Origin of the sequence: Micromonospora chokoriensis, from assembly GCF_000718555.1 — a bacterium.
Lineage (GTDB): Bacteria > Actinomycetota > Actinomycetes > Mycobacteriales > Micromonosporaceae > Micromonospora > Micromonospora chokoriensis_B.
Map to the genome: position 1 here is coordinate 36630 of NZ_JOAN01000018.1, position 22768 is coordinate 59397.

The following is a 22768-nucleotide window of genomic DNA, read 5'->3' on the forward strand; positions in this document are numbered from 1 at the left end:
TCACTGGCGAGGAGGTAGCGTATCGGAAAAAGAAGCACCAGGAGAAGTGGGACGAGCCGATGGCAGTGCCGAGACCGGGAAGCCCGGTTCGCGGGTCGAACACCGGGCGCCCCTTGATGGCCGCACTCGACCTGTTCGGACGTCGATGGAGCCTGCGCATCGTCTGGGAGTTACAGCGCGGCGCACTCGGCTTTCGCGCACTGCAGCAACACTGCGACAACATGTCGTCCAGCGTCCTGCGGCAGAGACTGACCGAGCTGATAGAGGCACGCCTCGTCGCGCAGCAACCGGACGCCGCCTATGCCCTCACCCAACTCGGACAGGGCGCCTACCGAGCCCTGCGCCCCCTCGTGCGGTGGTCGGACGGGTGGGCAAGCGCCCTCGCCGACGGCGACCCGGCCACCGAGGAGGAAGCCCAGACATGACCGGGACCAACGGCGACGACGTGACGATCGTCGACGCCTGCACTCGCCGCCGGGAAGGTGGCAGCCCGACCGCCGTGCTGATCGATGACATCACGCTCAGCGACAGCACTCGGCGCGCGATCGTCCGGCGCGCCGGCACCTCGCACGCGGCGTTCGTCGACGACGCGGGAACCACGCCCACGGTGCGGTTCTTCACCGCACACGGTGAGCTCACCAACTGCGGGCACGGCACAATCGCCGCCCAGGCGGTCCTGTTACACCGTCGCCGGATCAGAGAACATCGCTTGCGTCAGCGGACCGGTGGCCGCACCTTCGACACAACGGCGATCCAGCGCGACGACGGCATCGAGGTCTGGTTCGACCAGGGCCCGGTGGAGCTTCAGGACTGCACCGCCGCAGGACGAGACAGCATCCTCGCCGCCCTCAACATCAGGTCGAACGACATGGCCACCGACGACGCCCCGTGTGTCGCCTCACCGGGAACACCACGCCTGCTCGTACCGGTCAGAACGCTGCCGACCCTGCTCTCGATACGGCCTGACCTACGTCGACTCGCAGCCGAATGCCGTCGTCTCGGCTTTCTCGGCTGCTTCGTCTACACGCTCTCCCCGACCCGCGACGCAGCAGCCGCGCGCATGTTCGCTCCGGCGATCGGAGTCGGCGAGGACGTCGTCAACGCCAACAGCACAGGATGCCTCGCGGCACACCTGTTCGCGACCCACGGCCACAGCAGCATCGAAGTCGAGCAAGGGCAGACTGCAGGCCGCCCCTCGTTGGTCTTCGCCACCGCAACCGCCACCACGAAAGGCATTTCCGCCAGGGTCGGCGGAATGGCCACTATCCGATCGGGTCCCAACGGCAGGGCAAACGGGGAAGCACCGTAGGTCGCCATCACCGCGCCAGCTGTTCGACAAGATCACCAAATCGCTCGAGGAGCGGGCGGGGTGGTCCCCCGCCCGCCACCGCTCGACGGTCAGTTGACTGTGATGGTCAGGTTGAGCGAGCGGGTCTCCCCGCTGGTGTAGGTGGTCGTCACCCGGGCGGTGAAGGTCCCCTTGCGGGGGTAGCTGTGGGCGGTCGACCGCAGTGTCGCCCCGTGCGTGATGGCGCTGTTGTCGCCGAAGTCCCACGCGTAGTCGGTGATGCTCTGCCCGGACGGCGCTGTCGCCGTGGCGGTCAGCGTGGTGGTCAGGGGTGCGGTGCCACCGGTCGGGTTGGCCGCGATGGTGAGCGTCCCGCCTGGTTCCTGCTTGACCCCGGCACCGTTGAACCGCAGCCAGTCCAGGGCGAGCAGGTCTGGGGTGCCACCGACCTGGGCGGCGTTGACGAACTTCGCGTACAGGGTGGTGGTGCCGGTGGGTTTGTTGGTCAGCGTGACGGTGGGGGACACCAGGTTGTCCCACCCGCCGGTGGAGCCGATGGTGGCCGTGCCGATCAGGGTGCCGGTGGGCGAGCCGGTCCGTAGCTCGATGGTGCCGCCGAGCCCGCCGTTGGTCACCCCGAGCGTCACCGAGCCGATGTTGCGCAGGTCCGCGGGACCGTACGCCACCCAGTCGTTGTGGTCGACGTCGCCGAGCCGCTTGCCGGCGCGGGCGGTGGCCCGGTCGTTGACCCCGACGCCCGACTGGGCGCTGAAGTGCTCGGCCTCCTTGCTCTTGGGCTGCAACTGGACGCGGGTCGATCCGGTCAGTGCCGGTACGCCGCCGGCCGCGCCGCCGTCGGTGTACTGCGCGGTGATCAGGGTGTAGAGGTTCTGCCCCGGCCCGTGCCCGTCACCGGCATCGGCCTCGGTGGCGAGCAACCCCGAACAGCCGGTGTAGACGTCCAGCGGGTGGGCGTGCGAGTCGTGGCCGAGCTGGGTCTGCACGGTGACCTTCGCGCAGTCGATGGTGGTGTCCTCCGGGTCGGTGACCGTCACCGTGTACGGGATCTTGTCGCCGAAGTCGAAGAACCCACCGTCGGGCACGTTGATGGTCACCGTGGGTCGCGTGTTGCCGACCACCACGTCGGTGACCGCGCTGGCGGTCAACCCGTTGCCGCTGTTGCGGACGGTCAGCCGGGCGGTGTGCTTGCCAGCCGTCGCGTAGGTGTAGCTCGGGTTGGCCGCGGTGGAGTCGGTGCTGCCGTCGTTGGTGAAGTCCCAGGCGTAGCTGAGCGCCGAGCCGTCACCGGCGGTGGATCCGGCCGAGGAGAACGACACCGCGAGCGGTGTGCGTCCGCTGTCCGGGGTGGCGGCGATCTTCGCGGTCGGCGGTCGGCCGTTGGCCACGTAGTCGATCCGGTAGATGCCGGCGCCGGCGTTGCTGCCGCCGCGACCGCTGCCGGTGCCCTCGCCGAAGTCGATGACGTAGAGCGAGCCGTCCGGGCCGAACTCCGCCTCGAAGGGCTGGATCCAGCTCATGTTGTCGAAGATCCCGTTGATCGACTGGAGGTCACCGACGGCGGTCGGGCCGAAGCGCGCGTTGCTGAAGGTCTGGGCCGTCTTGTGGATCGAGAGCGTCTTGAACCACTTTCGGGTGAACTCGTAGGTGATCCACTTGCCCTCGAAGTACTCCGGGAACTTCGTCGTGCGGGTGTTGGCCGGGTCGAAGTCGTAGACCGGCCCGCTCATCGGCCCACCACCGCCGGTGCCCAGCTCCGGGAACTGGGTGGAGGCGGAGTACGCGTACCAGACCAGCGCCGTTTTCGCCGCCGGCAGGGTGGTGAGGCCGGTGTTGTTTGGCGAGTTGTTGACAGGTGCGGCGCAGTTGAACTTCGCCCCCGAGGTGTTGGTGGCGAAGTTGTAGTCGTTGAACGCGATGTTGTTGCCCACGCAGTACGGCCAACCGAAGTTGCCGGCGCTGGTGATCCGGTTGAACTCGACAGTTCCCTCCGGACCACGGTTGGCGTCCGCGGCGCGGGCGTCCGGGCCGTAGTCGCCGACCAGCACCGCGTTGGTTCCCGGCTCGATGGTGATCCGGAACGGGTTGCGCATGCCCATCGCGTAAATCTCCGGCCGGGTCTTCGCGGTGCCCGCCGCGAAGAGGTTGCCGCTCGGCACGGTGTACGTACCGTCGGCCTGTGGGGTGATCCGCAGGATCTTGCCGCGCAGGTCGTTGGTGTTGCCGGCGGTGCCCTGGGCGTCCCAGGCCGCGCGGCCGGCGCGCTCGTCGACCGGGGTGAAGCCGCTGGAGCCGAACGGGTCGGTGTTGTCGCCGATCGCCGCGTAGAGCCGCCCGGCCGCATCCATGGCCAGCGACCCACCCATGTGCGAGTTGGCCCGGCCTTCACCCCGGTAGGTGGGGACGGCCAGCAGGCGTTTCTCCGAGGAGAGCGCGACGCTGTTGTTGGCGACGGTGAACCGGGACAGGTTGAGCTGTTTGAGGGTCTTGTCCGACCAGAGCAGGTAGACCCAGCCGTTGCTGGCGAAGTTACGGTCCAGGGTCATCCCGAGCAGCCCGTCGGACTGGTCGGTCATCGCCGAGGTGTACGCGAAGTCCAGCAGCGTGGTGACCTGGAGGGTGTCGGAGTTGACCACCTTCAGCGCGCCGGTGCGCTGGATGTAGTAGACCTTCCGGTCCGGGGCGACGGCCAGCTCGAAGGGGTCGGCCAGGTTCTCGGTGACCAGCCCCACCCGCTCGAAGTTGCTGGTCTCGGTGGCCGAGCAGTCACCGGCGACCGCGCCGGCCGCCCACTCGATGCCGTAGCGCAGGTGCTCCAGGAACGTTGGCGTGCTGAACTGGGAGCTGGCGTGCCCGCCGGCGGTGAACCAGGACCGGCCGCCGTCGTAGCGCTGACACCAGGAGTACGCGTGGTCGACGCCCTCGTCCAGGCCGTTGATCCCGTCGCGCACCTTGATCTGCGCGAGGGTGTGCACGTTGCCGGTCGGGTTGGTCCGCCAGTTGTACCACTCCTCGCTCTGCTCCCAGAGCTCCGGCAGGTTGCGCGTCGACGGGTGCGCCCGGTCGAGCACCTTGACCCGGCCGGGGAAGGTGCCGCCGGTGGACGAGAAGTCGGGGTGGTAGTCGAAGATCGTGCCGACCAGGCCCTCGTACCACGGCCAGTCGCGTTCGCTGGCCGAGGCGGCGTGTAGGCCGGCCCAACCGCCGCCGTTGCGGATGAACGTCTGCAGCGCCGCCCGCTGGCTGGCGTTGAGCAGGTCACCCGAGGTCGGCAGCGAGTTGGTGTTGTTGAAGACGAGGGCGTCGAAGGTGGCGAGGTTGGCATCGGTGAAGGCGGTCGCGTCGGTGGTGGCGACGACCTCGAAGTTGTGCGTGGCGCCGAGTTGCTGGATCGCGGCGATGCCGGCCGGGATCGAGTCGTGGTAGAAGTTGGTGATCTTGGAGAAGACCAGCACCCGGAAGCGCGGGGCAGCCTCGGCGGGCAGGGCGGTGGTGGTGCTCACCACGGTGGCGATGGTGAGCAGGATCAGGCAGATCGCGCGGAGGTGTCGGGGCATGGGGGCGCTCCCTGTCGGACGGTGAGGGTCGGAAAGCGCTTTCTCGCTGCCCGCATCACGGTACTGACAGCCAGTGACGACCGTCAATAGCCCTCTGGTAAGCGGTTTCCCGTCCTGGCGGCGGCCCGCGCTGCGGCGGGCATCTACGGCGCGGTGGCCCGCGAGCCCTGACCCCACGATGCTGGTGTCCGCTCCGTTAGCATCGCTTGTGGCAGATCTTCACGTACTACGGGTGTTCTGCGGCCCCGACGGTAGGTACGGAAACGAGCTCGGCGTTGTCCTCGACGGCCCTGCCGTGCCCACTGGGCCCAGCCGCCAGGCCGTGGCCGCGCGGCTGGGCTTCAGTGAGACCGTCTTCGTCGATGATGCCGGCACGGGGGTCGTCGACATCTACACGCCGAGCGTGCGGCTGCCGTTTGCCGGGCACCCCCTGGTGGGCACCTCCTGGTTGCTGGGTCACCTCAGGTCCAGGCCGGCGCAGCTTCACCCGCCGGCGGGCTCGGTGCCAACCTGGCGCGATGGCGAGTTCACCTGGATCAGGGGTCGCGCGCAGTGGGCGCCCGACAGACATGTGCAGCAGTACGCCTCAGCCGAGGAGGTCGGCGCGCTGCCGTGCCCGCCGCCAGGTGACGGGTGGCTGTACGCGTGGGCATGGCAAGACCGGGCAGCTGGCCGGGTGCGTACCAGGGGATTTCCCCGCCGGGGCGACGCCATCGTCGAGGATGAAGCCACCGGAGCGTCCGCGATCGTGCTCACCGCCGAGCTGCGCCAGGCGTTGGACATCACCCAGGGCAAGGGATCGCAGATCCTGACTCGACCCGGTCCAGACGACACCGTCGAGGTCGGCGGTCGGGTGATCCTGGAGGAGACCCGCTCCCTCTAACGAGCCTTGAGCCAGACGCCGACAAGAGTCGATATGGCAGCCGGTCGCCCACTCGTCGTTGTCCTCCTGGCATCATGCTGATCCATGGATCAGCAGGGGCGGTTTCGCCGTGCAGCGCTTGAGTTGGGCATCCCGGACGAGGAGATCAGCGCGTTCACCCGGCACCTACGTTTGTCGATCTGGTTGAGCGGGGGTGCCGAAGGTGCCCGGGCGGCCGGGCAGTTCGGTGGGTTGCCCCGGTTGCCGGTGGGCATGGCCTGGCCGACCGCCGGGGCCAGCCTGCTGCCGTTCATCTTCTCGGTCGACTGTGCGGCGCTGCCGAGGGTCGACGGCTTCGACCTGCCGGCGGACGGCTCGCTGCTCTTCTTCCTGGACCACGAGGAGGATCACCTGGCCGGCGCCAGCGGGGAGCGGGGGTACGCACGGGTCGTGTATGTGCCGGCCGGCACCAAGACCGAGGTCGCGGAGAAGCCGACCAACGGCGGCATCGTCGGCGAGCAGTACGACGTCGAAGCCACGCTCGGCGTGGAGCTGCCCGATTGGTTCGAGACCGACGAGGATGAGGATGAGGACGACCTATCGCCTTTCCAGCAGCAGTTGGCCGGTGACCTGGAGCGTGACCTGCCGCACCTGGACGAGCTCTGTGCGCTGGCCTACGACCTCTGGCCGCCCCATGAAGGGCTCGCCAGCGCCTGTATCGGCGGGTATGCCGACGGTGAGGTGATCAGGAGTATCGCCGAGCAGACCCTCGCGGGGCGTGAGAAGGCCGGCGAGATCGTCATCCCGGTGGCTAAGTGGTATTCGCATGTGGAGAGGGAGCAGCATCGGCTGGCGAGCGAGTGGGTGTCGCTCGCCCGCTTCTCCCTGGCCGACGAGTTCTACTACGGGAGCTTCGTGATCCGCCACGACGACCTAGCTGCCGGTCGGTTGGACAAGGCGTTCTCCGTGACCGAATTCAGCGAGTAGGACACCGCCGGCCTTCATGGAACGACTGTCGCCGTGCGTGTCGACAGCGCTAGATGTCAGTCTGCGCGTGCCGGTTCCGTCGGCCGGCTAAAGAACCGGACGATGTCTTCCGCCGCGGTCGGGGACAGCATCATCGCCTGGACTCGTGCGGACATTTCGGCGATCGGCTGAATCCTTGCGAACATCGACTCTTCGTACGTCCGGATCGCCGAATTCGGGTCCGCCGGGTTGGCGGCGAGTTGGCCAGCGAGTTCCGCGGCGTCGAGCATGGCCTGGTTGGCGCCCTCGCCGACCGGTGGCATGAGGTGCGCGGCATCGCCGATGAGGGTGACGCCCGGCCGGCTGGCCCAGCGCGTACCGATGGGCATCGCCTCGACCAGCCGTGGCGTCGGCGCGCTGTCGGCGGCCGTGATGAGTGCGGTGAGGCGGGGGTCCCAGCCAGCGAACAAGTCCAGCAGGGCGTGCTTACTACGGTATGCGTCGAGGGGCTGGCCCGGCGCGCGCAGCGAGATCCCGACACGGAGGCTGCCGTCGCCGAGGCGCTGCGCTGCGAGGATCTGGTTCACGCCGACACACCACAGGTTCCCGGGGCCGACCAGCTCGGCGAGATCGGGATGACGCCAGTCGACGTTCTCGACGGTCAGCTCCACGAGCGTTGCCACATAGGACAGCTCGACGTCGGCCAGCAGCGATCTGACGACTGAGCGGGCGCCGTCCGCGCCGATGAGGATGTCGCAGCTGCTTCGGTGGTTGTCGTGAAACGTCAGATCCCAGCCCTCGTCGGGTCGCGGGGTCGCCGCGACAAGCCGGTGCCGCCAGACAACCGTGTCGCCGGGGAGGGAGTCGAGCAGAAGATCACGCAGTACGCCCCGGTCGATCTCGGGACGTTCGGAGAGTGAGCCAGGTTGTGGCTCGTGGTGCACCAGGGTGCGTCCGGTCGGGTCGAGGATGCGATGTTCCTCGCCCTCGGGCCGCGCCTCCGACTGGAACTGGCCGGCGAGACCCGCCTCGGTCAGGGCCAGTTGCCCGGACTCCGGGTGCAGATCGAGGGCACCGCCCTGGGGCCGTGCGGATCGGCTCGCCTCCCGGTCGTACACCACCGCATCGATGCCGTGCCGGTGCAGGATCCGTGCCAGCGTCAACCCGCCGAGACCGCCACCGGCGATCGCAATTCGTGTTCTCACGGCGCTACCGTACACTGTATCTGTGGATACACCGTACGCTAGTGAGTCGCTGCCCGTTTGGGAACGGCCCGAACCTCAGCCGAGGGCGGTGCCGGTGCCGTTGAGCCGCGAGAAGATCGCCGCAACGGCGATCCGGCTTGCCGACGCGCACGGCCTCGACGGGCTGTCCTTGCGCAAGATCGCCAAAGAGCTCGGCGTCGGTCCGATGCGGCTCTACGACTACGTGGGCAACAAGTCCGAACTGCTCGATCTGATGGTCGACGTCGTCTATGCCCGGATCGCCGAGGTCGGCCAGCGCGATGGGTGGCGCGCCACGGTGCTGGCCATCGCCCACGCGACCCGCGAGGCCGCCCTCGATCATGAGTGGTTCTCCGACCTGCTCGGCGGACGGCCACACCTGGGACCACACGCGCTCGCCGTGGGCGAGGCGACCGCAGCGGGGCTCAGCGCGGCCCCCGGCGTGCGTGACATCGACGATCTCCAGCGAGCCGTGGGCGCCCTCAACGCCTTCATCATCGGAGCGGTCCGCAGGGAGGTCACCGAGCGGCGCACCACCCGCTCCACCGGCACCGATGAAGCCGCCTTCCAGGCCAGCCTCGGCCCCTACCTCACGCGCATGTTGAAAACCGGCAGATACCCCACCGTGGCCCGGCTCGTCATCGACGGCGCCCACCTCAATGCGGAGGAGACCTTCAAGCACAACCTGACCACCGTCCTGGACGGCATCACCAGCCAATCCCGAACCTGACCCACTGCTCGACGGGTGGGGTTCCTCGGCGCGACAGGAGACCACGAGTGCACGTCAGCCTGGCGACGAGCGCCGGCAGGGCCGATCGGCCGAACGAGGACTTCGTCGGCGCGGTCCCCGGTGCTGTCGTCCTGCTCGACGGCGCCGGCATTCCGGGCGCCGAGTCGGTCTGCTTGCACGGCGTCGCCTGGTACACGCACCGCCTCGGCGGCACGCTGCTCGGGTACCTGTCACGCGGCGACGGGCGAGACCTCGCCGCTATCCTCGCCACCGCCATCGGTGAGATTGCTGGCGAGCACGGCGACACCTGCGACATCGCAGACCCCAGCAGCCCGCAGGCCACCGTCGCGGTGGTCCGCGCCGACCACGATCGCCTGGAGTGGCTCCTGCTCGCGGATTCCTTCCTCGTCCTCGACCAGGCCGATGGCGGCCCGCAGGTGGTCACCGACGAGCGCGAGACGACCGCCCGGCGCGACTGCTCGGCGCCGCTGGCGGGCCTTGTTCAGGGAACGCCGGAGTACGACCGGGTACGAGCCTCCTGCGTGACCGCGCTGCGTGCCTGCCGCAACAAGCCGGGCGGCTACTGGATCGCCAAGGATGACCCGCGCGCGGCGCGGGAGGCGGTGACCGGCCGCCGGGCCCTCGCCGACCTGAACGGTGTCGCGCTGCTCAGCAATGGCGCCAGCCGCATCGTCAGCCCGTACGGCCGCACCGATTGGCCTGGCGTGCTGGACCTGCTCCGCGCCGGCGGGCCGGCCGGCGTCATCGCCCAGGTCCGGCAGGCCGAAGTGCAGGGTGCTGAAGTACAGGGTGCCGATGCGCAGGGCCCGGATGACGCCACCGTGGCCCACTGCACGCACCTGTCGCGTTGAGCGTCGGCTCGCAGAGTGTCGATGACCCGGAAAGGCACCTCGATCGACGGAAGTTCCCCTGACCGAACAACGCTAGGGTTCGGGACGCCCAGGAGTGCCCTGCTCGCGGCCCGCCAGCAGTTCCAGACGCCGAATCCGATCGGTTGGGACAAGGGTCGCGAGCGATCCGACATCGACCTGGCCCATGCCAAGTTCCAGTCCGCCGTCGACCTGTCCGTCGACTCGTTCCGCGAGATCGTGCTCGGCTTCCTTGGTGAGACGGGGGACCTACGACAGAGGCTCGGCAGTTCGACCAACTGAGGCCGGATGGCGCACCCGTACCCTGGGTCGGCTGTGCCCCGGGCGACGCACCTGTGCGAGCCTGCTCCCGTCGTTGGAAGCGCACCTTTGCTGGAGGCCCGGTGTTTGCCCTGCTACTGACCGAGGATGTCGAGCTGCGCCCGTTGGACCCGTGGCGGGCCGAGGAGTTCCTCGCCCACCTCGACCGGGCCCGCGAGCACATCCAGCCCTGGGTGTCACCGTCCTTCGTCGCCACCGACCTGCCGTCGGCCCGTGCGGTGTTGCAGCGATACGCCGACCGTTGGGCCAGCGACAGCGGCGGCATCTGGGGGCTGTGGTGGGGCGGCACGCTCGTCGGTGGGGTCTTGTTCGTGTCGTTCGACGCCACCCTGGGCGTCTGCGAGGTCGGTTGCTGGGTGGAGCCGGCGGCGCAGGGCAGGGGCCTGGTCGCCCCGGCCGTCCGCCGGATCGTCGACTGGGCGGTCCGCGAGCGCGGCATCCAGCGGGTGGAATGGCGTACCAACGCCGACAACATGCGCAGCAAGGCCCTCGCCAGCCGGCTCGGGCTGCGCCTCGACGGCACGCTGCGCCAGGTCAGCCCGGGTCCGCACGGCCGCGTCGACCTTGAGGTCTGGTCGGTGCTGGCCGACGAGTGGCGCGACGGACCACTCACCGTCCACTGACGACGGCGAAGAGTTGTCGTACCCGCCCGGCACCATGCATCCATGGCCGTCCCCGCGCTCACCCCGCAACCCGACCCGCCGCGTTCCGTGCCGCTGCGTGAGGCGCGCACCCGGTTCAGCCAGCTCGTCGCGCTGGCCGAGCTGACCGACGCGGTCACCGTCGTCACCCGCGACGGCGATCCCCGCCCGGTCGCCGCGATCGTCCCCGCGGCAGCCGCCCGCAGCGGCGCGCAGGCCCGCGCCGACGCCGACCGGCTCGCCACGGTCACCGCCGGCTGGGCCCGTCGCCTCGACGAGCAGCACCGACGCAGCAGCCAGCGGCACGCCGCCGAGCTGGGCGCGGTCCGCGCGGCGCTGGCCGAGGCGTGGGCCGAGCTGGATCGCCGGGTCGTCCCGGGCAGCGACCCGACGCTCGCCCGGCTGCGCGCCGCACACGCCGACCTGCTCGCCGGCTGACTCGCGTCCGCTCGGCTGACGGCGTCCCACGGCGTCCGTGGGGCTCGGGGTCAGCCAGTGGCTGGGTATGCGTGGGTCTCGGTCGCCTTGACCGCCACCCAGACCCGCTGGCCGGGGATCAGCTGCAACTGGGCGGCGGCGGCCGGCGTGACGTCGGCGGCCACCCCGATCGGCCCGTCCAGTTGCACCCGCACGTTGTCGCCGTGCCGCTGGACGCCGGCCACCGTGCCAGCCCAGGTGTTGCGAGGGCTGCCCTCCGGTCGGGTCGGGTGCAGGGCCACCGCCGCCGGGCGGAAGGCCACGAAGGCTTCGCCGTCCAAGCGGTCGGCGACGGTCAGGGTCAACTCCGGCGCGACCCGTACCGTGTGCCCGTCGGCGCGGCCCCGGTAGAGGTTCAAGCCGACCAGCCGGGCGACGTAGTCGGTGCGCGGGCGAGCGGTGACGCTCGGCCCGTCGCCCTCCTGCACCACCCGGCCACCCTCGACGATGACCAATCGGTCGGCCAGTGCCAGCGCGTCCAGCGGGTCGTGGGTGACCAGCACCGTCACGCCCGGGTGGGCGGACAGGTGCCGGTGCAGCTCGGCGCGGGTGTCCAACCGGGTACGGGCGTCCAGCGCGGCGAGCGGCTCGTCCAGCAGCAGCAGCGACGGTGCCACGGCCAGCGCGCGGGCCAGCGCCACCCGCTGCGCCTGCCCGCCGGAGAGCTGCCGGGGCCGGCGCTGCGCCTGCGCGTCAAGCCCCACCCGACCGAGCCACTCACGGGCCGTGGCGCGGGCGGCCCGCCGGTCGACGCCGTGCCGGCGCGGCCCGAAGGCCACATTGTCCAATGCGCTGAGGTGCGGAAAGAGCAGGTAGTCCTGGAAGACCACGCCGATCGACCGGCGTTCGGTGGGCACCCAGCCCTCGGTCGCCGGGCGGTCCAGGTCGACGCCGTCGAGGGTGACGTGCCCGTCGGTGAGGGGATGCAGCCCGGCCAGCGCGCGCAGCGCGGTGGTCTTGCCGGCGCCGTTCGGGCCGAGCAGCGCCACCACCTCGCCCGGCGCGACCCGCAGCGGCACGTCGAGCCGGAAGGTGCCCCGGTCGACGACGAGCCGGGCGTCGAGGAGCCGATCGCTCATGCGTTGGTCATCCAGCGGTCCCGTAATGCGACGAGGATGCCCACCGACACGACGAGCAGCACCAGGCTGAGCACGATCGCGGACTCCAGGTCGGTCTCCAACGCCAGGTAGACGGCGAGCGGCATGGTCTGCGTCCGGCCGGGGTAGTTGCCGGCGAAGGTGATGGTGGCACCGAACTCGCCGAGCGCCCGCGCCCAGCAGAGCACCGCCCCGGCGGCCAGACCGGGTGCCACCAGCGGCAGCGTGACGTGGGTGAAGGTGGTCCACCGGCTGGCGCCCAGCGTCGCCGCGGCCTCCTCGTAGCGGTGGTCGGCGGCGCGTAACGCACCCTCCACGGCGATGACCAGGAACGGCATGGCGACGAACGACTCGGCCAGCACGACACCCGCGGTGGTGAAGGGCAGGGTGAGGCCGAACGTGGCGTCGAGCCAGCCACCGAGCAGCCCACGCCGGCCGAAGACCAGCAACAGCGCCACCCCACCGACCACCGGCGGCAGCACGAGCGGCACGGTGACCAGCGCGCGTACCAGCCGACGGCCGGGAAACTCGACCCGGGCCAGCACCCAGGCGAGCGGCACCCCGAGCAGCAGGCAGAGCGCGGTGGCCAGGGTCGCGGTCTGCACCGACAGCCGCAGCGCGGTCAGCGCCCCTGGCTCGGTGAGCCGCTGCGGCAGGGTCGTCCACGGCGCCCGGATCAGCAGGCCGGCCAACGGCAGGACGAGGAACAGCAGCCCCAGCCCAGCGGGGATCAGCAGCGCCGCCGGCACCCGCCCGCGCCGTCGGGGCATGGCGTGCTGCCTGCGTACCGTCGGCCTTTGGGGTGCCTTGTCGTCGCGGACCTGGCTCACGGAGCCTGGAACCCCGCCTCGGCGAGGACCGCCTGCGCCGGCGCCGAGCGGACGTACGCGACAAAGGCCCGTGCGCCGGTCGGGTTCGGTGCGTCCTTCAGCGCGACGATCGGGTAGTCGTTGACCGCCCTCGCCGACTCGGGAAACTCCACGCCGGTCACCTCGGCGCTCGCTGCCCGCGCGTCCGTGCGGTAGACCAACGCCGCATCGACCTCGCCGAGCTTCACCTTGGCGAGCGCACCCTTGACATCCTGCTCAAGGGTGACCGGCGTCAACGCGACACCGGCCGCGTCCAGGGCGGTGCGGGCCGCCGCGCCACAGGGCACCTGACTGGCGCAGAGCGCCACCTTCACACCCGGGCCGGTCAGGTCGGTCAGGCTGGCCACCCCCTTCGGGTTGCCCCGGGGCACCGCGATCACCAGCTGGTTGCGGGCGAAGGTGCTCGGTGTGCCATCGGCGTTGCCGGCCTCGGTGACCGTGGTCATGTTCGCCGGAGCGGCCGAGGCGAACACGTCCGCCGGCGCACCCTGGGTGATCTGGTTGGCCAGGGCGGAACTGCCGGCGAAGTTGAAGGTGACGCTGCTGCCGGGATTGGCGGCCTCGAAGTCCTTCCCGATGCGGGTGAACGACTCGGTCAGCGAGGCGGCCGCGAACACCGTGACCCGGCCGCCTTCGGTGCCGCCGGTTGCCTGGTCATCGCCCGCGCCGCACCCGGCCAACGCCAAGCCGGCTGCCACCATGCCAGCCGCCACCAGTACGGCCACCGCCGTGCGCATGCTCCGCGCGCTCATCCGCCCGACCTGCCGCGCGCCGGGGCGGGTGCGGCCCGCTCCACCACCACCGTGGTCGACTTGATCACCGCGACGGCCACCGAACCGACCCGCAGGTCGAGCTCGTCGACGGCCTCTCGGCTCATCAGCGACACGACCCGAAACGGGCCCGCCTGGATGTCGACCTGGGCCATCACCGTGTCCTTGCGAACGTCGACGACGATGCCGCGCAGCCGGTTGCGGGCCGAGGAGAACTCAGCGCCCGCGTCCGGGTCGGCGGCCTGGGCGCGCGCGAACGCCGCCAGGTCGACCCCGTCAACGACCCGATGGCCATGCTCGTCGCGCTCGGCCCTCAGGCGCCCGGCGTCCACCCAGCGGCGAATGGTGTCGGCGCTGACGCCGAGCAGGTCGGCGGCCTCCCCGATCCGGTACGTCGTCACCCGTTCACCCTAACGCCCGCAACTGCAAGGGCGAAAGCCCGAAACAGCCAGCACCCGCCCGGACAACCGGGTGCTAGAACCAGCAAGTGCCTGCCACCCCTGCCGGCCGCCCGCGCCGCCCGTGCCGTCCGTGCCGTCCGCATGATCGGGCTCGAACCAGGAAGTAGTGGTGTCGGCGTATCGGTGAGGCCACTACATCCTGGTTCGAGCGCGTCTGGCGTCTGGCGTGGGGCGGGCTCGCGCGAGCCCGCCCGCCGCGCGGTCAGCAGTTGCGGAGTACGGGGGACTGGTTGAGCAGTTGGCCACGGGTCGACACGAAGCGGCGGTAGCGCTCACTGTCAACGGCCGACGGGCGGAACGCGGCGACGCGGTGGCAGTTCTGGAACGCCAGGCGTACGCCGAAGTGCCGCTCCAGGCCGGCGCGGATCGCGTCGCTCGCCAGTGCGCGGAGCAGTTGTCCTCGGTCGGCTTCGGTGGGCGGCGGGACGGCGTTGTCGGCCAGGTCGGCGTCGCCGGCCTCCAACTCGGCGACCACTCGGCTGACGGTGGCCCAGGCGTACGGGAGCGAGTCACGGACGCAGGCGATGAACGCCTCGTCGTCGACGGGGCCGTGTTCGGCGGCTTCGAGCAGGGCGGGCGGGACAGTGAGCGACATAGTTCTCCTCCGCTTCAGCTAACGATTACCGTTTTCAGTAACGGCGTCGACTGAGCAGACCACGTCGGCCGGACGACGTCAACGACGTCCCGGCGCGGCGCGCCGCGAAAGCCCGCGCGGAGGACACGCGCGAAAGCCCACGCTGAGGACACGCGCGGAAGGCGCGCGCGGAAGGGCACGCGTGCGAGAGACGCCCGCGAACGGCGGACGTGTGGGCGTCAGGGCCTGCGGGGGTGGCCCTTGAGGTGTCGGCCCAGCTCGCGAGCGATCTCCCGGTTGGCGTCGCGCTCGGCCAGGGTCTGCCGCTTGTCGTACGAGCGCTTGCCCTTGGCCAGGGCCAGCTCGACCTTGGCGTAGCCGTTCTCGAAGTACATCGACAGCGGGACCAGGGTCACTCCGCCCTCGCGGACCTTGTCGAGGATCCGGTCGATCTCGGCCCGGTGCAGCAGCAGTTTGCGGTTGCGGCGCGGGGCGTGGTTGGTCCAGGTGCCGTAGGCGTACTCGGCGATGTGCAGGCCGTACAGCACGATTTCGCCGTCGCGCTCGTGCGCGAACGCGTCCACCAGTGAGGCCCGCCCCTCACGCAGTGACTTCACCTCGGTGCCGACCAGCACGATGCCCGCCTCGTACGTGCGCAGCACGGTGTACTCGTGCTGGGCCTTCTTGTTCGAGGCGATCAACCGGCGTGCGGGCTGCTTGGACGGAGTCACCAGGCGACGATATAAGGCCGCCACCTCAGTCGCGCGCGGGGCGTAGTCGCGCGGTCAGGTCCCGCACCGCCTCCGCGAACGCGTCCTGCGACTCACATGGCCAGTGTCCCAGGATCGGTGGGGGGACGCTGTCGCTGGGCGCCGGCACGACGTCGTGTGGGTCGGTCTGCCGCCGGTCCACCGACGCCGCCGGCCCGGTCAGCGTCTCGGCCTCCCCGGGCCGGTGGGGGGCGAAGATCCAGCCGCCGATCGGGTCGGTGTCGCGCCACAGGTTGATCCAGCGCCAGCCGACCCGTTCGCCGATCTCCCGCAGCGCCGGCTCGTCGGCGTACGCCGGGAACAGCCGGGAGTACAGCCGGCTCAGCGGCGATCCGTAGGTCAGCAGGGCGACCCGGTCGGTGATCCGGGTGGGCAGTTGCAGGACGGTGGCGGCGAGCAGCACCGAGCCGTGGCTGTGCCCGGCGAGCAGCACTCCCTGCCCCTGATCCACCAGGTAGGAGATCCGCTTGGCCAGCTCCGGCACGGCCCGCTCGGCGTAGCAGGGTGGTGCGAACGGGTGCGCGGCCCGGGGCCAGAACGTGCCCAGATCCCAGAGCACGCCCACGTACCGACGGAACTGCGGTGTCCGGTACGCGAATACGCCACCCACCACCAGGCCGAGCAGGATCGCGGCGATCACGTAGCTGCCCGACCCGATCAGAAAGTTGACCATGCTCTCCGGCACTCCGAGGTAGCGCTGCGTCACGTCACCCGGTTGGAGTTGCAACAGGCCGAGCACGCTGGTGGCCAGGCCGAGCGCGGCCAGGCCGGCGTACACCACGGAGAGTGGTTCGAGTCGTTCGGTGAAACGGGCTCGGGCCACGGCCTGCTCGACCCGCCGTAGCCGGTCCGCCGCCGATGGCGGCGCGTGCGGGAAGTCGGCGGCCACGATCGCCCGCGCGGCCCGCCGCCGCCCGCGCCGCGTCACCCTGGTGACCAGGCCAGCTACCAGCAGCGCGGTCACCACCGCCAGGAAGAACCCGAAGATCGCCCACTTGTACGCCAGGGGAGGGCTGGTCTCCAAGCCGTCCGCGGTGGTCCCCTCGCGGTCGAGCAGGTCCGACACCCGGTACACCAGCTCGGCGGAGAATGCCACGGCGAGCCCGGCCGAGATCGTCATGAAGACCGGCGCTCCTAACGCGCGCAGCGGTGACCTGCGCTGCCCGCCACCCCGCTGCCAGAGCACCAGCGCGGCGAGGACGGCCACCAGCACGGTCTGGCTGACGAACAGCCAGGCCACGATCGCGCCGTAACCGGGCAGCACACCACCTTGCGGCCACGGCGCTGGGCTGATGACGATGTGCACGATCACCAGCATCGTCAGGCCGCAGGCGATCGTGCGCAGCCCGCGGCAGACGGCGTCCACCCGGGGCGACGGGTCGGTCCGGTCGATGCTCGGCACCACGGTGACCAGGACCAGGCAGGCCAGCAGCACCGCCACGGTAACCGTCAGCAGTATCACCATCACCCACGAGGCGTGCTGGCTGGCCCGCGCGGCCAGCAGGCTGCCGTCCAGGGTGGCGAACGCCGCCGCGACGTGGACCGAGCGCAGCCGACCCACCAGCGGCTCGCCGTCCCACTGGCCGACGGCGCTCAACTGGTGTTTCGACGCATGCGTCGCTGGCGTCCGGAACGCGTCGAACGAATGGCTGGGGCGTGCGCCCAGCCGCCAGACGAGCCCGATGGCGGCGACCGGCACGAGCGCCAGCACACCCAGGCGCAGCCCGGTCGGGCGCCCGCCCAGCCAGGACAGCCAGCTCCGGCCGGCCAGGCACGACGGGGTGTCCATGCAGCGCCACGCGATCAGGTCCACCGCCACCCCGACGATGGAGAGCACGTAGAGCATGGTGAGAGTGAGGGCGAGCACCCGGCACAGCGCCATGAAGGCGCGCTTCGACGCGGGCGTCGCCGGGCGCATCCAGAGCGCCACGTTGCAGAGCATGAACGGCAGCAGGAAGACCAGCGACAACGTCCGCACGGCCGTGCCGGACGGCAGGTCACTCCAGCGGTACGCCTCCAGCGTCACCCCGTCCGTCCCAGTGGAGTCCGGATAGCCGGGACGCGGTCGGTAGAACCCTCCGCTGCGGTCCCCGGCGACCTGGTGCACGTACGGCCGGTCCAACACCTGGTCCGCCCCCGCGCCGGAGACACCGTGCACCCGCAGCTCCACGATCCCGCCCGAGGTCGTCGGTTCGGTCGGTGTCGCGTCCGCCATGGGCCCCCCGAGTGTGCGCAGCCGGGAGGGTCGTCGATGTGCGGCCACCCGCGCGGCTCCCCGGCTTACCCATCCCCGCCGCGATCAACCGCGGCCCGCGCTTTGGCCATGGTGCGGTCGAGCCTCGGGAGGTGGTTTCATGGCGCCATGGCGAACCCGGTGATCCTGACCGTCGACGACGATCCCGTGGTGTCCCGGGCGGTGGCCCGGGACATCCGGCGTCGCTACGGCGACCGCTACCGGGTGTTGCGCGCCTCCTCCGGGCCGGAGGCGCTGGAGGCGCTACGGGAGGTCAAGCTGCGCGGCGAACAGGTGGCGCTGCTGCTGGCCGACCACCGAATGCCGGAGATGACCGGCGTCGAGTTCCTCGAGGCGGCCATGGACATCTTCCCGGCTGCCCGCCGGGTGCTGCTCACCGCGTACGCGGACACCGACGCCGCGATCGAGGCCATCAACGTGGTCGACCTGGACCACTACCTGCTCAAGCCCTGGCACCCGCCGGAGGAGAAGCTGTACCCGGTGGTCGACGGGCTGCTGGAGGCGTGGGCGGCCACCCCGGACGCGGCCAGCGCGGAGATCCGGGTCGTCGGGCACCGCTGGTCGGCGCCGTCGTTCAAGGTCCGCGACTTCCTGGCCCGCAACCTGGTGCCGTACCGGTGGTTGTTGACCGACGACCCGGAGGGCGCCCGGCTGCTCGACGCGGCCGGGGCCACCGAGGCGGACGTGCCGCTGGTGGTGACCTCCGAGGGCAAGGCGCTGGTCGCTCCGAGCGAGGCCGAGTTGGCCGCGCTGGCTGGGCTGACCGTGGTGCCGGCGTGTGACTTCTACGACCTGGTGGTGATCGGCGGTGGCCCCGCTGGCCTCGGCTCGGCGGTGTACGGCGCGTCGGAGGGGTTGCGCACCGTGCTCGTGGAGCGGCGGGCGACCGGCGGTCAGGCCGGGCAGAGCAGCCGGATCGAGAACTACCTGGGCTTCCCGGACGGTGTCTCCGGTGCGCAGTTGACCGATCGGGCCCGACGGCAGGCGGTCAAGTTCGGTGCTGAGTTGCTCAGCGCCCGGGAGGTGGTCGGTCTCAGCGAGGCCGGCGGCGCCCGGCTGTTGCGCTTCGGTGACGGCACCGAGATCGCCGCGCACACCGTGGTGCTGGCCACCGGCGTGTCGTACCGGGTGCTCGACGCCCCGGGGCTCGCCGACTTCACCGGCCGGGGGGTGTTCTACGGCGCTGCCGCCACCGAGGCGCCAAGCTGCGTCGAACAGGATGTCTACATCGTCGGCGGGGCCAACTCCGCCGGCCAGGCGGCGGTGCACTTCTCCCGGTACGCGTCGAGGGTGCACCTGCTCATCCGTGGCGCGGACCTGACCGCCTCGATGTCGCGGTACCTGATCGACCAGCTGGAACGGATCGACCGGATCACCGTGCATCCGCACACCGCAGTGGTCGGCGCGGCGGGGGAGGACCACCTGGAGCGGCTCACCCTCTGCGACACCCGCACCGGCCAGGCCCGCTCGGTCGACGCGTCCTGGCTGTTCATCTTCATCGGCGCGGAGCCGCGCACCGACTGGCTGGACGGGGTGCTGGTCCGCGACGGGCGTGGGTTCATCGTGACCGGCCCCGATCTGCTCACCGGGGGGCGACGCCCGGCCGGTTGGTCGTTGTCGCGCGATCCGTACCACCTGGAGACCAGCGTGCCGGGGGTGTTCGCCGCCGGGGACGTGCGGGCCGAGTCGGTCAAGCGGGTCGCCTCGGCCGTCGGCGAGGGCGCGATGGCCGTGTCGCTGGTGCACCGTTACCTGGAGGCCCAGTGAGCGCGAGGAGTGAGCCGGTTTTGCGAGCCCCGCAGTCGCGAACAAAGGAAGCTCAATGAGCATGGAAGCTGATCGGCTGACACCGGCGCAGTTGCGCACTCTCTTCCTGTTCGAGGCGCTCGACGAGGGGCAGCTCGACTGGCTGGCCGAGCACGGCCGGGTGGAGCAGCGCGCCGGCGGCACCCTAGTGTACGGCGAGGGCGAGCCCGCGACCTGCTTCTTCGTGCTGGTGCGCGGGGCGGTGGCGTTGAGTCGCCAGGTGCGCGGCGACGACGTCGAGGTCAGCCGGACCGATCAGCGCGGCGTGTACGGCGGGGCCACTCAGGCGTACCTGGGTGACCAGGTCGACCAGATCTACCGCAACAGTCTGCGGGCGGTGACCGACGCGGAGTTCTTCGTGTTGCCGGCGGAGGACTTCGCGTACGCCCTGCGGTCCTGGTTTCCGATGCCCATGCACCTGTTGGAGGGGCTGTTCTTCGGGATGCGGGACTCCCAGGCCATCGTCGGTGAACGGGAGCGGCTGCTCGCTCTCGGTTCGCTCTCGGCGGGGTTGACCCACGAGCTGAACAATCCGGCGGCGGCGGCGGTGCGGGCCACGTCGGTGCTGCGTGACCGGGTCGCCGGGATGCGGCACAAGCTCGCCATGATCGCCGACGGTCGGCTCGACGGCAGCGCCCTGCACGGCCTGGTCGCGTTGCAGGAGGAGGCGGTCGCCCGGGTGGCCACCGCGCCGAAGTTGACCCCGATGGCCACCGCCGACGCCGAGGACACCCTCACCGACTGGCTGGAGGAGCACGGGGTCGGCGGGGCGTGGGACCTGGCGCCGATCCTGGTCGGCGGTGGGCTCGACGCGGCTTGGTTGGCGCAGGTGAAGGCGGCGGTCGGCGCGGCGGACCTGGAGGCGGCGGTGCGGTGGCTCACCTACACCGTCGACACCGAGCTGCTGATGCGCGAGATCGGCGACGCGGTCACCCGGATTTCCGGGCTGGTGGGCGCCGCCAAGCAGTACTCGCAGCTGGACCGTGCTCCGCACCGGGTGGTGGACGTGCACGACCTGCTCGACGCCACGCTTGTGATGTTCAAGGGCAAGATCCCCGCCGGGGTCAAGCTGGTCCGCGAGTACGACCGGAGTCTTCCGCCGATCCCGGCGTACGCGGCTGAGCTGAACCAGGTGTGGACCAACCTGATCGACAACGCGTTGGGCGCGATGGGGGAGAAGGGGGTGCTGACCGTCCGCACCGGACTGGTCGGCGACCTGCTGGCGGTGGAGGTCACCGACACCGGGCCGGGCATCGCGCCGCAGGTGCGTCCGCGCATCTTCGAGCCGTTCTTCACCACGAAGCCGGTCGGCGCGGGCACCGGCCTGGGGCTGGACATCTCCTACCGGATCGTGGTGCACAAACACCACGGCGACATCCGGGTGGAGACCGAGCCCGGCCGAACCACCTTCCGGGTCCTGCTGCCCAGCACCGAGGAGCCACGCGACGCGCCAACTACTTAGAGAAACCGGGTGGCCGGCGGTGTCGCGGTCAAACGTGCGAGCCCTCGCGCTGCACCCCACCGCAAGATCGTGCTCGATCTGGGAAGTAGTGGCCTCGACTAGTTCTTGATGCCACTACAACAAGGTTCGAGCACGATCTTGCGGGTCAGGCGGTGCGAGCAGCGGTGAGGAAGTCGGCGAGGACCCGGGTGTGGGTGGAGAACGCCAGCTCGACCGGGTCGGTGAGCACCAGCCACTCAGTCGCCTCCTCGGTCGGCGCCGACGGTGGCAGATCCTCGGCCGCCTGCTCGGGCAGCACTCCGAAGACCATCATCGTGCCGCCGGCCGGTGCGCCGTGCACCGCGAACAGCCGGGCGTCCTCGGCCGCCGCGATCAGGCCGGTCTCCTCCCGCAGCTCACGGACGAGTGCGTCGGACCACTCCTCGCCGTACTCGATGAAGCCGCCGGGCAACGCGAGCAGGCCGCGGGCCGGCTCGATGTCCCGGCGGACCACCACCACGCCCAGGCCCTCGGCCGTGCGGACCGGCAGCACCGCGACCGCCACCGGCGTCGGGTTGCGCCAGACGGTCTCGCCGCAGACCGCGCAGACTCGCGGCCAACCCGCGGCCGCCGGGTAGGCAGCGCCGCAGTAGGAGCAGTGCGAGTACGGCGTGCCAGTCATGCCGCAGCACGTTACTCCGACCGATTACCACCCAGGACGCTGCGCCGCCGCCTCGTTCCGCGCTCAGGCTGCGGGGGTGCCCGTGTAGAAGGCGGTGGTGCGTTCGGCGGCGGCCTTCGCCTCGTCGGCGTCGGTGCCGGCGGCGATGCTCGCCTCACCCCACAGGTGACTGCTCAACTCCATGGCCCGTCGCCCCTCCTCGGAGGCGGTCCACTCGGCGCCCTGCTCCGGGGTGATGCCGCTGCCGTCGCCGGCCAGGTGCGAGGCGAGGCCGAGCAGCCCGAGGTCCCAGCCGACGCCGACCGCGCCTGGCCCGAACTGGGCCCACCGGTCCTGGTCGACGTGCGCGATGTGGTCCAGGTCGAAGCGGGTCCGCTCGTCGTCGACCGGGGTGAGGCGCACCTCGATCCAGCTCACCTCGCCGCCCATCTCCCAGGTGGCGGTGAAGCGGTGCGGCGGCTCGCAGCTCTCGATGGTGCCGCCGGCGTTGCCCTGGAGTTGGTACGTGCCGCCCAGCCGCAGATCGCCGGAGATCGGCAGGAACCAGCGCGGGATGCGCTCGGCGCTGGTGCAGGCGTCCCACAGATCCTCGACCGTCGCCTGGTAGGTCTGGCTGATCGTGGTCACCCGCGCCTCGCCGGCTTCCAGGGTGCGGCTGCCGACCTTCCGCTGGACGGCGTTGATCTGCTCGGTGGCGTCGAACATCAGGTGTTCCTCTCGTCGGGTGGGTCGGCGGGCCCGCGCAGTCGACGCTCGCGTCGGCCCCGGGCCAGCTCGGTGGCGAGTGCCGCCAGGGGTGGGGTCCAGAACCGGCGGAAGTGCTCCAGCCAGCCGTCGACCTCGCGCAGTGGGCGGGGGTCGACCGCGTAGAGCCGGCGGGTGCCCTCCGGTCGCACGGTGGCGAAGCCGTTGTCGCGCAGCACCTTGAGGTGCTGGGACACGGCGGGTTGGGAGATGCCGAACTCGTCGCGGATGACCGCGCTGACCGCGCCGGCGGTCTGCTCGCCACCGGCGAGCAGCTCCAGGATGCGGCGCCGGACCGGATCGCCCAGCACGTCGAAGGCGTGCACG

At 70.9% G+C, this 22768-nt stretch carries 23 protein-coding genes; 11 read left to right on the top strand and 12 right to left on the bottom strand.

Annotation, left to right across the window (positions count from 1 at the left end):
* Positions 1 to 116: 116 nt before the first annotated feature.
* The gene (locus tag IF46_RS0123460) at positions 117 to 425 is read left to right on the top strand and encodes a winged helix-turn-helix transcriptional regulator (protein ID WP_051724101.1); all 309 of its coding nucleotides are present in this window, start codon (positions 117 to 119) and stop codon (positions 423 to 425) included.
* 20 nt (positions 426 to 445) lie between these two features.
* Positions 446 to 1309 (top strand): PhzF family phenazine biosynthesis protein, encoded by an 864-nt coding sequence (locus IF46_RS0123465; protein WP_232234133.1) that lies wholly within the window; start codon positions 446 to 448, stop codon positions 1307 to 1309.
* An 89-nt stretch (positions 1310 to 1398) separates the two neighbouring features.
* Here IF46_RS0123465 and IF46_RS0123470 read toward each other — a convergent pair whose 3' ends face one another.
* Positions 1399 to 4863, bottom strand: coding sequence for a ThuA domain-containing protein (locus tag IF46_RS0123470; RefSeq protein ID WP_036393037.1), 3465 nt, complete (start codon positions 4861 to 4863; stop codon positions 1399 to 1401).
* Between the two features lie 178 nt (positions 4864 to 5041).
* On the opposite strand from IF46_RS0123470, the gene IF46_RS0123475 reads away from it, so the two are divergent.
* Together IF46_RS0123475 and IF46_RS0123480 are read left to right on the top strand one after the other, a co-directional pair.
* Complete coding sequence (locus tag IF46_RS0123475; RefSeq protein WP_198041512.1) at positions 5042 to 5746, top strand: PhzF family phenazine biosynthesis protein; 705 nt, start codon at positions 5042 to 5044, stop codon at positions 5744 to 5746.
* A gap of 84 nt (positions 5747 to 5830) precedes the next feature.
* Positions 5831 to 6712 (top strand): DUF1963 domain-containing protein, encoded by an 882-nt coding sequence (locus IF46_RS0123480; RefSeq protein WP_030490531.1) that lies wholly within the window; start codon positions 5831 to 5833, stop codon positions 6710 to 6712.
* Positions 6713 to 6768: 56 nt separating this feature from the next.
* Here IF46_RS0123480 and IF46_RS0123485 read toward each other — a convergent pair whose 3' ends face one another.
* Complete coding sequence (locus IF46_RS0123485) at positions 6769 to 7896, bottom strand: FAD-dependent oxidoreductase (protein ID WP_030490532.1); 1128 nt, start codon at positions 7894 to 7896, stop codon at positions 6769 to 6771.
* A gap of 88 nt (positions 7897 to 7984) precedes the next feature.
* On the opposite strand from IF46_RS0123485, the gene IF46_RS0123490 reads away from it, so the two are divergent.
* From IF46_RS0123490 to IF46_RS0123510, 5 genes are all read left to right on the top strand, one after another.
* Positions 7985 to 8644, top strand: a complete 660-nt coding sequence (locus tag IF46_RS0123490) for a TetR/AcrR family transcriptional regulator (RefSeq protein WP_232234135.1) — start codon at positions 7985 to 7987, stop codon at positions 8642 to 8644.
* 47 nt (positions 8645 to 8691) lie between these two features.
* Positions 8692 to 9516: a hypothetical protein gene (locus tag IF46_RS0123495; RefSeq protein WP_030490534.1), complete on the top strand. Its 825-nt coding sequence runs from the start codon at positions 8692 to 8694 to the stop codon at positions 9514 to 9516.
* Between the two features lie 15 nt (positions 9517 to 9531).
* Positions 9532 to 9816, top strand: a complete 285-nt coding sequence (locus IF46_RS0123500) for a hypothetical protein (RefSeq protein ID WP_157563374.1) — start codon at positions 9532 to 9534, stop codon at positions 9814 to 9816.
* 101 nt (positions 9817 to 9917) lie between these two features.
* Positions 9918 to 10478 (top strand): GNAT family N-acetyltransferase, encoded by a 561-nt coding sequence (locus tag IF46_RS0123505; RefSeq protein ID WP_030490536.1) that lies wholly within the window; start codon positions 9918 to 9920, stop codon positions 10476 to 10478.
* Positions 10479 to 10520: 42 nt separating this feature from the next.
* The gene (locus IF46_RS0123510; RefSeq protein WP_030490537.1) at positions 10521 to 10934 is read left to right on the top strand and encodes a hypothetical protein; all 414 of its coding nucleotides are present in this window, start codon (positions 10521 to 10523) and stop codon (positions 10932 to 10934) included.
* 50 nt (positions 10935 to 10984) lie between these two features.
* On the opposite strand, the gene IF46_RS0123515 is transcribed toward IF46_RS0123510, so the two are convergent.
* The 7 genes from IF46_RS0123515 to IF46_RS0123545 all read right to left on the bottom strand — a co-directional run bounded on the left by IF46_RS0123515 (position 10985) and on the right by IF46_RS0123545 (position 17729).
* Positions 10985 to 12052, bottom strand: a complete 1068-nt coding sequence (locus tag IF46_RS0123515; protein WP_030490538.1) for an ABC transporter ATP-binding protein — start codon at positions 12050 to 12052, stop codon at positions 10985 to 10987.
* Positions 12049 to 12840 carry an ABC transporter permease gene (locus tag IF46_RS0123520; RefSeq protein WP_051724102.1) on the bottom strand — a complete coding sequence of 264 codons (792 nt, stop codon included), beginning with the start codon at positions 12838 to 12840 and terminating at the stop codon, positions 12049 to 12051. Before IF46_RS0123520 ends, IF46_RS0123515 begins: the two co-directional genes overlap by 4 nt.
* Before the next feature lie 56 nt (positions 12841 to 12896).
* Positions 12897 to 13676 (bottom strand): molybdate ABC transporter substrate-binding protein, encoded by a 780-nt coding sequence (gene modA / locus IF46_RS0123525; RefSeq protein ID WP_030490540.1) that lies wholly within the window; start codon positions 13674 to 13676, stop codon positions 12897 to 12899.
* An 11-nt stretch (positions 13677 to 13687) separates the two neighbouring features.
* The gene (locus IF46_RS0123530) at positions 13688 to 14110 is read right to left on the bottom strand and encodes a TOBE domain-containing protein (protein WP_030490541.1); all 423 of its coding nucleotides are present in this window, start codon (positions 14108 to 14110) and stop codon (positions 13688 to 13690) included.
* Positions 14111 to 14372: 262 nt separating this feature from the next.
* Positions 14373 to 14765 (bottom strand): SCO5389 family protein, encoded by a 393-nt coding sequence (locus IF46_RS0123535; RefSeq protein WP_030490542.1) that lies wholly within the window; start codon positions 14763 to 14765, stop codon positions 14373 to 14375.
* 218 nt (positions 14766 to 14983) lie between these two features.
* Complete coding sequence (gene smpB, locus IF46_RS0123540; RefSeq protein WP_030490543.1) at positions 14984 to 15475, bottom strand: SsrA-binding protein SmpB; 492 nt, start codon at positions 15473 to 15475, stop codon at positions 14984 to 14986.
* Positions 15476 to 15500: 25 nt separating this feature from the next.
* The gene (locus IF46_RS0123545; protein WP_030490544.1) at positions 15501 to 17729 is read right to left on the bottom strand and encodes a hypothetical protein; all 2229 of its coding nucleotides are present in this window, start codon (positions 17727 to 17729) and stop codon (positions 15501 to 15503) included.
* Positions 17730 to 17876: 147 nt separating this feature from the next.
* On the opposite strand from IF46_RS0123545, the gene IF46_RS0123550 reads away from it, so the two are divergent.
* Entirely contained in the window at positions 17877 to 19535 is a 1659-nt protein-coding gene (locus IF46_RS0123550) for an FAD-dependent oxidoreductase (protein WP_030490545.1), read from the top strand.
* Between the two features lie 61 nt (positions 19536 to 19596).
* On the top strand, positions 19597 to 21036 hold the full coding sequence (locus IF46_RS0123555) for an ATP-binding protein (protein WP_420063589.1): 1440 nt from the start codon (positions 19597 to 19599) through the stop codon (positions 21034 to 21036).
* 145 nt (positions 21037 to 21181) lie between these two features.
* On the opposite strand, the gene IF46_RS0123560 is transcribed toward IF46_RS0123555, so the two are convergent.
* The 3 genes from IF46_RS0123560 to IF46_RS0123570 form a co-directional block, all read right to left on the bottom strand.
* The gene (locus IF46_RS0123560; RefSeq protein ID WP_030490547.1) at positions 21182 to 21697 is read right to left on the bottom strand and encodes an NUDIX domain-containing protein; all 516 of its coding nucleotides are present in this window, start codon (positions 21695 to 21697) and stop codon (positions 21182 to 21184) included.
* Between the two features lie 63 nt (positions 21698 to 21760).
* Positions 21761 to 22402, bottom strand: coding sequence for an SRPBCC family protein (locus IF46_RS0123565; protein ID WP_030490548.1), 642 nt, complete (start codon positions 22400 to 22402; stop codon positions 21761 to 21763).
* The gene (locus IF46_RS0123570) at positions 22402 to 22767 is read right to left on the bottom strand and encodes an ArsR/SmtB family transcription factor (protein WP_030490549.1); all 366 of its coding nucleotides are present in this window, start codon (positions 22765 to 22767) and stop codon (positions 22402 to 22404) included. Before IF46_RS0123570 ends, IF46_RS0123565 begins: the two co-directional genes overlap by 1 nt.
* Position 22768 lies beyond the last annotated feature (1 nt).

What these genes read in the sequence shown, in the direction of transcription:
- IF46_RS0123480 (WP_030490531.1), top strand. Translation starts at nt 5,831, where the DNA reads ATGGATCAGCAGGGGCGGTTTCGCCGTGCAGCGCTTGAGTTGGGCATC.
- IF46_RS0123520 (WP_051724102.1), bottom strand. Translation starts at nt 12,840, where the DNA reads ATGCCCCGACGGCGCGGGCGGGTGCCGGCGGCGCTGCTGATCCCCGCT.
- IF46_RS0123565 (WP_030490548.1), bottom strand. Translation starts at nt 22,402, where the DNA reads ATGTTCGACGCCACCGAGCAGATCAACGCCGTCCAGCGGAAGGTCGGC.
- modA (WP_030490540.1), bottom strand. Translation starts at nt 13,676, where the DNA reads ATGCGCACGGCGGTGGCCGTACTGGTGGCGGCTGGCATGGTGGCAGCC.
- IF46_RS0123550 (WP_030490545.1), top strand. Translation starts at nt 17,877, where the DNA reads ATGGCGAACCCGGTGATCCTGACCGTCGACGACGATCCCGTGGTGTCC.
- IF46_RS0123545 (WP_030490544.1), bottom strand. Translation starts at nt 17,729, where the DNA reads ATGGCGGACGCGACACCGACCGAACCGACGACCTCGGGCGGGATCGTG.
- IF46_RS0123460 (WP_051724101.1), top strand. Translation starts at nt 117, where the DNA reads ATGGCCGCACTCGACCTGTTCGGACGTCGATGGAGCCTGCGCATCGTC.
- IF46_RS0123555 (WP_420063589.1), top strand. Translation starts at nt 19,597, where the DNA reads ATGGAAGCTGATCGGCTGACACCGGCGCAGTTGCGCACTCTCTTCCTG.
- IF46_RS0123535 (WP_030490542.1), bottom strand. Translation starts at nt 14,765, where the DNA reads ATGTCGCTCACTGTCCCGCCCGCCCTGCTCGAAGCCGCCGAACACGGC.
- IF46_RS0123475 (WP_198041512.1), top strand. Translation starts at nt 5,042, where the DNA reads ATGCTGGTGTCCGCTCCGTTAGCATCGCTTGTGGCAGATCTTCACGTA.
- IF46_RS0123560 (WP_030490547.1), bottom strand. Translation starts at nt 21,697, where the DNA reads ATGACTGGCACGCCGTACTCGCACTGCTCCTACTGCGGCGCTGCCTAC.
- IF46_RS0123515 (WP_030490538.1), bottom strand. Translation starts at nt 12,052, where the DNA reads ATGAGCGATCGGCTCCTCGACGCCCGGCTCGTCGTCGACCGGGGCACC.
- IF46_RS0123510 (WP_030490537.1), top strand. Translation starts at nt 10,521, where the DNA reads ATGGCCGTCCCCGCGCTCACCCCGCAACCCGACCCGCCGCGTTCCGTG.
- IF46_RS0123470 (WP_036393037.1), bottom strand. Translation starts at nt 4,863, where the DNA reads ATGCCCCGACACCTCCGCGCGATCTGCCTGATCCTGCTCACCATCGCC.